A 10,382-nucleotide genomic window follows, 5' to 3' on the forward strand; every position below is an offset into this window, starting at 1 on the left:
GTCCCAGCCGGACGCGAGGGGCCACGCCCCGTGGTCAGCGGGTGACGCTCCAGACCAGGCTGCGGGTGAGCGCCGGGGTCAGGGCCGGGTCGATGACAGCCGAGGTGGGGTCGTTCGCGACGGCCTTGAGCTCGTGGGCGGCGGGCTTGGGGCCGGTGGGGCCGAGGTCGGAGACGGCGATCGTCTTGCGGTCGCGCAGGGCCGTCACCTCCTTGCCGTCGAGGTACCACCGCAGCTTGGTGCCGGAGACCGGGAGGTCGACGGTGAGGCGGTCGGTCGCGGTCAGCCGGGTGGTGACGGGCGTGGCGCTGGAGAGGGTGGAGGCGTGCCGGTAGAAGCCGGCGATCATCGCCTCGCGGCCGGGCAGGTTGAACTCGCGGCCGAGGGAGCGCATCACCGAGTTGTCGGTCGGCCGGTTCAGGCCGGACGGGTAGTTGCTGCCGCCCTGGTAGGCGCCGACGGTGCCGCCGTCGGGCGAGGTCTTGCCCAGCCAGCGGTACCACTTGGTCTTGTCCTGGCGCATCCGGTCGGCGCTCAGGGTGGTGATGTTGGGCTGCGTGGGCTCCGCGCCCTTGTAGGGCCCCGCCCCATCGGCCCAGTACTCGTCCGCGAGCTTGCCCAGCGAGTGGCCGGTCTCGTGCACCGCTATCTGGCCGGACGCGCTGTTGCCGCCCGCCACGGTGGCGATGCCCTCGTACCCGAGCGGCGACTGGGTGCTGCCGTAGCCGGCGCCGCCGTACTTGGCGGTGTTGGCGACGACGATCACGAGGTCGGCCTGCGGGGCCTTGGCGGCGTAGGCGTCGACGGCCTTGATGTCCACGCACAGCAGCCGCTCGATGGAGTTGCACCAGAAGTGCGAGCCGAGGGCGGTCTTGCGGACGGTGTTCTGCTTCGGGTCCCCGGAGACGCCCGACTGTTCGGAGACGGCGCCCACGGCCCACACGTTGAACAGCTTGCGGTAGGTGGCGTAGGGCTCGACGGCGCTGATGTCCTTCCACTTCGCCGCGGCGTCCTTGCGGAACTTGTCCTGCTCCGAGGCCGTGTAGCCGTCGCCGATCATGACCACGTCCAGCTTGCTGTCCGTGCTCCCGTTGTTGACGACCTTCGTGACGGCGCCGTCCCCGGCGGCAGCCCCGGCAGCGGCCGCGCTCATGGACTGTTCGGCGACGAAGGGGGACGCCGCAGGGACCTTGGTCCGGCTGATGGCGCCGTCCTCGGCGAAGACCTCGACGTCCTGGTCGCCCGGGAAGGCGTCCGGGAAGGCGTCCGGGGAGGCGTCCGGGGAGGCGGCAATGGCGACCGGCTCGGACGGGGCGGCGACCGCCGGGCCGACGCCGACGGCGAGGGCCGCCAGCGTCGTGACGCCGGCCAGGAGGACCGAGGTGAACCTGCTGTTGCGCAAAGGAGTTTCTCCGAAATCGACGGGCACGAGGGCCGGTGGCGAGCTTTCCGGGACATGACGCGCGGTGCCGCACGGTCCCGCGCCGTGACACCGCCGCCCCTCGCCAACACGGCCGCACCAGGACCGAGCTGACTGGGCGACATCGCCCGGTCGCCACCTCACCGGTGGATACGGCCGGTCCCCCACGAACGGTTCACACCGGCTGCCGCCACGGTGGTGACGGCGTCCTCGAAGTGGTCGACGACGGCCAGGCGGCCGGTGAGGTCCGCTCGTACGATGCCGCCTGCTCGCAGCCGGACGAAGGAGGGAAGCTCGGGCCCGGTCATGAGTAATCCCCGCGCGCGGCACGGGACTTGAGCACACTCCCGGCCCGGGCTGCCGCGAGCACGACCGGCGACAGCCGGGTGGCCAGGTTCCTGGCCAGGATGCCGCCGCGGCCGGCCGGGACGAGCAGCGCGAAGGCCGCTCGTACGGACTGCCGGGCCTCGTCCACCAGCCCCCGGTGCGCGGCCTCGTAGCGGGCCAGGGCCGGGCCGTGGTCGGCGGGATCGGCGGCCAGGGCCTCGGCCAGGCTGTAGGCGCCCGCCATGGCCAGGCTGGAGCCGCCGCCGAAGAGCGACACGCAGGACGCGGCATCGCCGAGCAGCGTGACCCGGCCCCGCGACCACTGCGGCAGCCGGACCTGGCTCACCGCGTCGAAGTACAGTTCCTCGCTCTCGCGCACCTGCGCCAGCACCTCGGGCGCGCGCCAGCCCATCCGGGCGAACGCGGCGGTCAGCAGTCGCCGGTGCTGCTCGGTGTCGCGGTGGTCGAAGTCCGGCACGGCGGCGGACCGGATCATGAACGCGGCCAGCGGCCTGCCGCATCCGGGATGCACGCAGAGGGCGCGGCCCGGCGCGTTGTGGATCGCCACTTCCCGCAGGTCGCCCGCCGCCCCGGCCAACGGCATGGTGGCCACGTACATCCCCAGGTGGCGGACGAACCCGGACTCCGGGCCGAAGGCCAGCCGGCGGACGGCGGAGTGCAGGCCGTCGGCGCCGACCACCAGGGCGAAGCGGCGGGGGCGGCCGTGCTCGAAGGTGACGTCGACACCCGCCTCGTCCTGGCTCAGGCTCGCGATCGAGTCGCCGAACACGACCTCGGCGTCGTCCCGGCTCGCTTCGTGGACGATCGCGGCGAGATCTCCGCGCGGCAGCTCGACCGTGTCGGCCTGGGCCGCGCCCGACAGGCCGCGCAGGTCGATCCTGCCCACCCGGCGGCCCGCGGCGTTGTAGAAGCCCACACCGGTCACCTGGGTGGCGGCCGCACGGAGGCGGTCCCTGATCCCCATCCGCTCGGCGACCTCCATCGCGCGGCCGGCGACATCGACCGGGCTGCCGCTGGAGCGCACGGCCACGGCCCGCTCGACCACGGTCGGCTGGAAGCCGTGGCGGGCCAGCCAGTAGGCGAGCGTCGGTCCGGCGATGCCGGCCCCGGAGATCAGCACGGTGCGATCGGCCGTCTTGGTCGAGGCGTTCACGGACGCTCCTTCTGTCATCGCCTGATCGTCGTCGCCTGATCGCGGCCAGGCCGACTCGCGGCAGCCGTCGCCGGTCAGCGGTCACGTCGGCACCCCCGGACTGACCATCGGTCAGTAATTCGACGCTACGCCCTGACCGCCGGTCAGGCAAGGGGCAGCGACTAGGCTCCCCACATGACTGCTGCCGAGAACCCCGACACCCGGGCACGGATCCTCGCGGTGGCCCTGAAGGAGTTCGCCGCGCACGGCTACCACGCCACCTCGGTACGCGGGATCGCCGAGCGGGTGGACGTGACCAAGGCCGCGGTGCTGTACCACTTCCCCAGCAAGGCGGACATCCTCGGCGCGCTGATCGAACCGATGCTGGACGACCTGGACGCCGCGCTGGCGCCCACCGGGCCGCCGGATCCGACCGCAGCCCGCTGGGCGGCGATCGAGGGGCTGCTCGACGTCTGGCTGCGCCACCGCGACCTGCTGCGGATGAGCCTGTACGACGCGGCGCCGGGCCTCTCGGGTCCGGGCTTCACGCGGTTCCGCGACGGAATGCTGCGCGCGAACGTCCTGGTGGCGGGGCCCCACCCGGACTTCGTCGCCCGGGTGCGCGCCGCCCAGACGATCGCCATGCTCTCCGACCCGGTGATCCTGCTCGCCGACGCCCCGCCCGAGGACCTGCGCGCCTGCATCCTGGCCGGAGTTCACCGGCTGCTGGACGGCCCCGAACCCCCCGCCGCGGCCGGCCCCGGGCGCGGCGGCGCTGAACGGCGCGGCCGGCCGAGCGCGATGAGCCCGGCGATGGTCGACACCGCCCGGCGCCTGCACGCGGCCGGCCGCACCGCCGAGCAGATCGCGGCAGAGCTCGGAGTCTCCCGGGCGACGGTCTACCGCCACCTGCCGACGTAGCCGGAGACACGAGGGCGGCCGCCGGGCAGCGGCTAATAATGAGACTTCATTGAGACAGTGGCGGCCATCTCGGCGGTGGTGCCGGTGGGACAGGCGCAGGAAGTCTCCACCCCGCCAGTGCTCACGTTCCCCTGGCCTCCTCGATGTCCGATCTCGCGGGGGTGTCCTGCTGTTGACGGGGCAGAGCCGCGACGCCGACCGGGGCAGCAGCGCCAGGAGCACGGATGAGGCGCCGTACGAGCGGGTTGACGGGCAGGGTCGCGGCAAAGGCGGTGACGAGGAGAACAGTGAACAGCCGGTCGCCGATGATGCCCAGGTCACGGCCCAGGGTCAGGATGAGGACCTCGCTGAGGCCCTTGGTGTTGAGCAGGACCGCCACCGTCGTGGCCTCGCCGCGCGGCACGCCGATCAGCCGGGCACCCAGCCTGGCGCCGGCGAACTTGCCGCCCCAGGTGACGGCCAGGAACACCACCACCGCGACCAGGCTCCCGAAGCCCAGCCCGCCGATGTCCACGGACAGCCCGGTGAGCGCGAAGAAGACCGGCACCAGCAGCGCCCCCGCGTGGCGCAGCGGCACCTCGACGGCGTGCCGCAGTTCCTCGGCGGCGTCGCGCGGCATGGCCAGCCCGAAGGCGAAGGCGCCGATCACGGCGTGCATGCCGAGCCACGAGGTGGTCCACGCGGACAGCAGGATCCCGCTGCCGAGGGTCAGCAGGACGAGCAGGGGATGCCCGTCGGCGCGGGTCGGCCGGCGCAGCAGGCGCCGCAGCAGCGGGCGGACCACGATGGCCATCGCCGCCGCGTAGCAGGCGAGTTCGGCGAACGCGAGGAGGACGTGGTCCGAGCCGCCGCTCCGGGCCGCGGAGGCGACGCAGGCGACGCCGCACCACGCGGTGATCTCGGTGAGCGCCCCGCAGGCCGTGGCCATGGCCCCGGTGCGGGTCGTCTGCAGCTGGTTCTCCCCCACGATGCGCGCGAGCACCGACAGCGCGCTGGCGGACAGCGCGATGCCCAGGAACACGGCCAGCAGCACGGGGGACGTCTCCGTACCGATGAGGTGGGGCCACCTGGCCGCGAGGACCGCCGCCAGGGCGACCGCGAGGGCGAAGGGCACGGCGACGGAGGCCGCGGTGACCGCCACCACGGTGCGGACCCGCCCGTTCAGCTGCTTCAGGTCGAGTTCCCAGCCGGCGGCGAACATGAAGAGCGCGATGCCCAGTTGGGCGATCACCGACAGATGCTCGCGGACCTGGGGCGGAAAGAGGACGTGCGGGAGGTCGCCCGGCAGCAGCCCGAGGACGCTCGGCCCCAGGATCACCCCGACCGCGATCTCGCCGACCACCACCGGTTGGCGCAGGCAGGTGCGCAGCGGCGACAGGACGAGTCCGATCAGCAGGATGGTCGCGATGTCGGCCAGCGCGGTCGAGGAGGAGCCTTCCATGGTCGTGCGCCTTCCTGGGAACGGGGGCGTGCGCGGCCCGGTGACGCGGCCCCTGCATTATCGGGAAGGACCCGTTCGTCGACGTAGCGTTCCCCGCGTGTCGCAGGCGCGCGGCTCCCCCACCGCGCCCCGACCCGGACCCTCACGCCCTGACCAGGCGGACCGGCGGACAGGGGCGCACGAAGGGCGCGCGGCGTGACGCTGTGCAAGCAAAAGATCGCTTTCCGATACTGATGATCGGAACGCGGAGGTACGGTGGCGCCCAGATACGCGTGTTGAGCACGTGGTGTACAGCAGGGGGCAGTGATGGCACGACGGAAGATCAAGCGGGGACCGACCGCGAGCTCCGCGATCGGGTGCGGCAAATCACCGAGGCGCTGGAAGGGTTCGGAGATGATGCAGAACGAGCTCGACGCGGCCAGCTGGCGCAAGAGCAGCTACAGCGGCACGAACGGCGGCGACTGCATCGAGGTGGCCCCCGGGTTCCCCGACCTCGTCCCCGTACGTGACTCCAAGGACCCCGACGGCCCGACCCTCGTCTTCCCTGCAGCCGCATGGCAAGCCTTTGTCGCGGCCGTTCACGAGGGCGAGTTCCCCGTATGAAGCTGCTCTGGCACAAGAGCAGCTACAGCGGGGGCAACGGCGGCAATTGCATCGAGGTGGCCCACGGGTACCCCGGCCTCGTGCCCGTGCGTGACTCCAAGGATCCCGATGGTCCGGTCCTTTCCTTCCCGGACCCGGCATGGCACGTCTTCGTCGCGGCCGTCCAGAACGGGGAGTTCCCGGCATGAAGTTGGCCTGGCGCAAGAGCAGCTACAGCGGTCCGGACGGTGGCGACTGCGTCGAGGTCGCCTCTGGCCTCCCCGGCCGCGTGCCCGTGCGTGACTCCAAAGACCCCGACGGCCCGACCCTCGCCTTCCCCGCCCCCGCATGGGGCGCCTTCGTCGCGGCTGTTCGCGAGGGCGAGTTCCCGGTTTAGTGCACCCGGCCGGGCCGGTTACTCGTGGGGGCGGGCCAGCAGGGCTGCCGAGTTCGGGTCGCCGACGAAGGTCGCGGCCACTCCCTTGACCACGGCCAGCGCGGCCGGCAGTGCCGCCACGGCCGCCGCCTTGAACGCGCCGATCGACGTCAGGTCGAATCCGTCGGCCAGCAGCAGGCCGAGGAATGCCACGGCGTAGGTGGCGACGGTGCGTTCGGCCAGATCGATGATGAACTTCCGCATGGTCGGGACTCCTTCGCGGTGAAGGTGCAGAGGTACACGGGGGGCGCTCGGAATTGCCGTCCCTGGTGTACACGTTCACGCTGTCGAGTTCCGACGACGGGCTCGGCGACCAGTCCGGTGCCCCGCACACGCGTGGTGTGCGGGGCGCCGGGTTCCAGAGACCGCCTGGCTGTCACCCGTCGTGCAGCGCCCACTTGCTGCTGTCGACCTGCACCGTGCCTGGCAGCGCGATGAGTTCGGGTTTGAACAGCGGTGGCGCGCCCATCGCGGGCTCCCAGGTGGCCAGCTTCTCGTCCTGGGGGACTTCGATCCGCCGGTCCGCGGTGAGGTCGGCGACCACCTTGAGGAGCAGTCGCACGCCGAGCGGTGCCAGGTGGTCGCGCCACAGGCTCTGCGCGGTCGAGCCCGGGGGCACGAACAGGTGCTCCTGGGCGGCGAGCGGGCCCGCGTCGGTGCGTTCGGTGAGGTGGTAGACGCTTCCGCCGGTCACCTTGTCGCCGTCGCGGATCGTCCACCGGATGGCGTCCCGGCCGCGGTGCAGCGGCAGCAGGCTGGGGTGGTAGCCGATGGTGGCGACGGCGGCCCGGGCGCGGGTCTGGCGGCCGAGGAAGGCGTGCGAGTGGGCGGCGACGATGATGTCGACCCCGTCCGGGATGTGTCGCGCGCGCAGTTCGGCCGAGTCCGTCCACGGGACGTCCTTGTGGTACGCCCAGGAGCGCAGGCGGTCCCAGCACATCGCGTCGCCCTCGTCGGACTTCCCCTTGCGCAGCCGGGGGGCGGCCGCGCCGACGATCTTGTGCCCGTCGTCCAGTAGGGCTTCCGCGACCGCGACCGCGAATCCCCCTTGTCCTGACATGTAGATGTTCATCCGGATCAGTCGACCTCTTTCAGTCCGCGGTGGTCGGGCTGGAACCGCACCGGCATCGTGGAGAACCCGGTCAGGAAGTTGGACCGGATCCGTAGCGCCTCCTCGGTCTGCTCGAATCCGGTGGTGAAGTCCCGCAGGGCCGTGAGCAGTTCGGCGATCTCCACCTTGGCCAGGTACGAGCCGACGCAGAAGTGCGGGCCGTAGCCGAAGGCCAGGTGCTTGTTGGGGGTGCGGCCGAGGTCGAACGCCCCGGGCCGGGCGAAGACCCGTTCGTCGCGGTTGCCGGAGGCGTGCCAGAGCGTGACGATGTCGCCCGGGCGCAGCCGGACGCCGTGCAGTTCGGTCTCCCGTACGGCGCTGCGCCCGAAGTGCATCGTGGGCGAGGCCCAGCGCAGCACCTCGTCCACGGCGGTCTCGACCGCGACCTCGCCGTGTTTGAACCGCCGCCACTGTTCGGGTTGGGCGGCGAGGGTGTGGACGCAGTCGATCATCGTCAGCCGGCTGGTCTCGTCGCCGCCGATGATCAGGCTGTAGCAGTTGAGCACGACGTCCTCGTCGGACAGCGGCACGCCGTCGATGGAGCTGCCGATCAGCATGCTGATCACGTCGTCGCCCGGGGACTCGCGCCGTTCCTCGACGACGTCCATGAAGTACATCAGGATCTCGTTGCGGGCCATCTCGGAGTCGACCTCGTCGACGTCCTCGTCCTCGGCCGACAGCGCGGTCTTGGTCAGGCTGAGCAGGTAGTCCCGGTCCTGCTCGGGCACGCCGAGCAGGTTCGAGATCGTGGTCATCGGGATCCGGCTGGCGATCTCCTCGGCGAACTCGCAGCCGCCGGATTCGACGGCCTCGCGGATCCACTGCCGGGTGTTGACGCGGACGGTCTGCGCGACCTCGTCGAGCACCCTCGGCGAGAGCACCCGCTGGAGGATCTTGCGCAGTTCGTGGTGCCGGGGCCCGTCGGTGACGGCCAGCATCCGGCCGGCCCCGGCGTCGCCGCCTTCCAGGAGCGTGACGAGGACGTTGCCGCGCTCGGAGGTGAAGTTCGCGTTGTCCCGGTAGGTGGCCATGATGTCGTCGTGGCGGGAGAGCACCCAGAATCCCCGGCGGCCGTCGACGGGCGGGTTCCAGTGCATGGGGGCGGTGTCCCGCAGGGTGCGCCAGAACCCGTCGAGGTCGTGGTCCGCGAAGGTGGCCGGGTCGCCCAGGTCCACGGTGTCCGGTGCCGTCGTGCTCATGGTCACCAGTCCGTGCGCCAGAACCGGCGCGGCTGGAACGGGTAGGTGGGCAGCGGCACCCGGTGGCTGGCCTGCCCCCGGTGCAGGGCGTCGAAGTCCACCTGCTGGCCGGTCACCCAGGCGGCGGCCAGTTCGGACAGCGCCCGCTCGTCCTGGCCGGAGGGCACGATCCCGTTGTCGGTGCGGGAGAAGGAGCCCGGGTCGGTCTGCGGGGCGGCGGCGGTCGTGGTGGCGGGGCCGCGGGCGGCGTCGTCGGACAGCGCCGCGATCAGTTCCGCGCGGCTGCGGACCACGGCCGCCCACCGGCGGGCCATCACCTTGCGGCCGAGGTTGAGGCTGAAGCAGACGTCGTCCAGGCGCAGGTCGGAGTCGGCCTCCAGCCGCTCCTTGAGCCGCGTACGCTGCCGGGCCAGCGCGTCGTCGTCCAGGGCGGACAGGGTGGCCAGCCGCGGCCGGCCCTCGTCCTCGGGGGCGCGCCCGGCGGCCGTCGGCGCCTCCTCCAGCAGCAGGTGCGCGTTGTAGCCGCCGCCACCGATCGAGGTGATGCCGGCGCGGCGGATGCCGGCCTGCGGCTCCCAGGGCGCCCCTTCGATCTGCGGCACGAAGGGGGTGCTGGGGAAGTCGAGGTCCTGGTTGACCTCGGTGAGGTTGATCGTCGCCGGGAGCGTCTTGTGGTGCAGGGCCAGCGCGGCCTTGATCGCGCCGAAGCCGCCCGAGACCACGCCGCCGTGGCCGACGTTGCCCTTGACCCCGCCGATCGAGGTGGTCGCGGTCTGCTTCCCGAACGCCATGGTCGCCGCGTGCACTTCGAGTTCGTCGGTCATCGGCAGGCCGAGACCGTTGGCCTCGTACATGGACACCGTGTCCGGGGTGACGCCGCCGACCTCCATGGCGTTGGCGATGCAGGCGCTCAGCCGCTCGGGCTGGGCCAGGCCGTACGCCATCGCGCTGACGCCGTTGTTGTTGACGGCCGAGCCCTTGACGACGGCGTAGATGTGGTCGCGGTCGGCGACGGCGTGGCCCAGCGGCTTCAGCAGCACGGTGACGACGCCGCTGGACAGCGCGGTGCCGGTGCCGTTGGCGTCGAACGGGCGGCAGTGGCCGTCCTTCGACAGGATGCGGTTCTCCTCCCACAGGTGGCCGCGCGGGTGCGGCAGGCGGACCATCGCGCCGCCGGCGATCGCCAGGTCGGTCTGGCCGAGCAGCAGCGACTGACAGGCCAGGTGGACCGCGTAGTGGAAGCCCGCGCAGACGGCGGCGACGGTGACGGCCTCGCCGATGAGCCCCATGTAGTACAGGGCGTTGGAGGTCATGGTGTCCGGCGACCACGCCAGGCTGGCCTCGATCGCCTCGGGGCCGACCGACACCCGGTCCGGCGGGGAGCTGTAGAGCGCGGCGGTCTGCGGGTTGTTGGCGCCGTACATGCCGATCTCGGCCTGGAGCCGGTCCGGGTCGTAGCCGCCGTCCTCCAGCGTCTCCCAGGCGCTCTCCAGGAACAGCCGGTTCTCCGGGGTCATCGCGGCCGCCATCCGGTCGCTGATGCCGAACACCGACGGGTCGAACTTGTCGTACGTGTCGAGCACGCCGCAGGCCCGCACGTAGAACGGGCTGTGGATCAGGGTCTCGTCGACGTGGATGTCGTCCTTGGCCAGGAACGACACGGACTCCCGGCCGTGGACGAGATTGTCCCAGAACTGTTCCTTGGTGCGGGCTCCGGGCGCCCGCAGGGACATGCCGATGACGGCCACGTCGCCCGGGTCGTAGTCCTGCTCGGGGTTGTCGGTCATGGGGA

At 72.0% G+C, this 10,382-nt stretch carries 12 protein-coding genes; 4 read left to right on the forward strand and 8 right to left on the reverse strand.

What is annotated here, in order from left to right; all coding sequences use genetic code 11:
• Positions 1–34 precede the first annotated feature (34 nt).
• From ACFV61_RS18545 to ACFV61_RS18555, 3 genes are all read right to left on the reverse strand, one after another.
• The gene (locus tag ACFV61_RS18545; RefSeq protein WP_380492714.1) at positions 35–1,402 is read right to left on the reverse strand and encodes a M64 family metallopeptidase; all 1,368 of its coding nucleotides are present in this window, start codon (positions 1,400–1,402) and stop codon (positions 35–37) included.
• 158 nt (positions 1,403–1,560) lie between these two features.
• Entirely contained in the window at positions 1,561–1,728 is a 168-nt protein-coding gene (locus ACFV61_RS18550) for a hypothetical protein (RefSeq protein ID WP_380492716.1), read from the reverse strand.
• On the reverse strand, positions 1,725–2,921 hold the full coding sequence (locus ACFV61_RS18555; RefSeq protein ID WP_380492718.1) for an FAD-dependent monooxygenase: 1,197 nt from the start codon (positions 2,919–2,921) through the stop codon (positions 1,725–1,727). The genes ACFV61_RS18550 and ACFV61_RS18555 overlap by 4 nt, the downstream gene beginning before the upstream one ends.
• Before the next feature lie 174 nt (positions 2,922–3,095).
• On the opposite strand from ACFV61_RS18555, the gene ACFV61_RS18560 reads away from it, so the two are divergent.
• Positions 3,096–3,821, forward strand: coding sequence for a TetR family transcriptional regulator (locus ACFV61_RS18560; RefSeq protein WP_380338671.1), 726 nt, complete (start codon positions 3,096–3,098; stop codon positions 3,819–3,821).
• Between the two features lie 121 nt (positions 3,822–3,942).
• Here the strand turns inward: ACFV61_RS18560 and ACFV61_RS18565 are convergent, their stop codons facing one another.
• Positions 3,943–5,262: a cation:proton antiporter gene (locus ACFV61_RS18565; RefSeq protein ID WP_380492719.1), complete on the reverse strand. Its 1,320-nt coding sequence runs from the start codon at positions 5,260–5,262 to the stop codon at positions 3,943–3,945.
• A gap of 393 nt (positions 5,263–5,655) precedes the next feature.
• Here ACFV61_RS18565 and ACFV61_RS18570 point away from each other — a divergent pair, with 393 nt between their 5' ends.
• The 3 genes from ACFV61_RS18570 to ACFV61_RS18580 are packed head-to-tail and all read left to right on the forward strand — an operon-like array spanning position 5,656 to position 6,241.
• A complete protein-coding gene (locus ACFV61_RS18570; protein WP_380484435.1) occupies positions 5,656–5,865 on the forward strand; it encodes a DUF397 domain-containing protein in 210 nt (69 codons plus the stop codon).
• Positions 5,862–6,053 carry a DUF397 domain-containing protein gene (locus ACFV61_RS18575; protein WP_380484437.1) on the forward strand — a complete coding sequence of 64 codons (192 nt, stop codon included), beginning with the start codon at positions 5,862–5,864 and terminating at the stop codon, positions 6,051–6,053. The genes ACFV61_RS18570 and ACFV61_RS18575 overlap by 4 nt, the downstream gene beginning before the upstream one ends.
• On the forward strand, positions 6,050–6,241 hold the full coding sequence (locus ACFV61_RS18580) for a DUF397 domain-containing protein (RefSeq protein ID WP_380492722.1): 192 nt from the start codon (positions 6,050–6,052) through the stop codon (positions 6,239–6,241). The genes ACFV61_RS18575 and ACFV61_RS18580 overlap by 4 nt, the downstream gene beginning before the upstream one ends.
• An 18-nt stretch (positions 6,242–6,259) precedes the next feature.
• Here ACFV61_RS18580 and ACFV61_RS18585 read toward each other — a convergent pair whose 3' ends face one another.
• The 4 genes from ACFV61_RS18585 to ACFV61_RS18600 all read right to left on the reverse strand — a co-directional run bounded on the left by ACFV61_RS18585 (position 6,260) and on the right by ACFV61_RS18600 (position 10,377).
• Positions 6,260–6,484 carry a holin gene (locus tag ACFV61_RS18585; RefSeq protein ID WP_063346317.1) on the reverse strand — a complete coding sequence of 75 codons (225 nt, stop codon included), beginning with the start codon at positions 6,482–6,484 and terminating at the stop codon, positions 6,260–6,262.
• Positions 6,485–6,656: 172 nt separating this feature from the next.
• Positions 6,657–7,352 carry a formyltransferase family protein gene (locus ACFV61_RS18590; protein WP_063346318.1) on the reverse strand — a complete coding sequence of 232 codons (696 nt, stop codon included), beginning with the start codon at positions 7,350–7,352 and terminating at the stop codon, positions 6,657–6,659.
• Positions 7,353–7,357: 5 nt separating this feature from the next.
• A complete protein-coding gene (locus ACFV61_RS18595) occupies positions 7,358–8,596 on the reverse strand; it encodes a cytochrome P450 (protein ID WP_380492724.1) in 1,239 nt (412 codons plus the stop codon).
• Entirely contained in the window at positions 8,593–10,377 is a 1,785-nt protein-coding gene (locus ACFV61_RS18600; protein WP_380492726.1) for a beta-ketoacyl synthase N-terminal-like domain-containing protein, read from the reverse strand. The genes ACFV61_RS18595 and ACFV61_RS18600 overlap by 4 nt, the downstream gene beginning before the upstream one ends.
• Positions 10,378–10,382: the final 5 nt, after the last annotated feature.

The organism is Kitasatospora sp. NPDC059817 (assembly GCF_042731835.1).
GTDB lineage: Bacteria > Actinomycetota > Actinomycetes > Streptomycetales > Streptomycetaceae > Kitasatospora.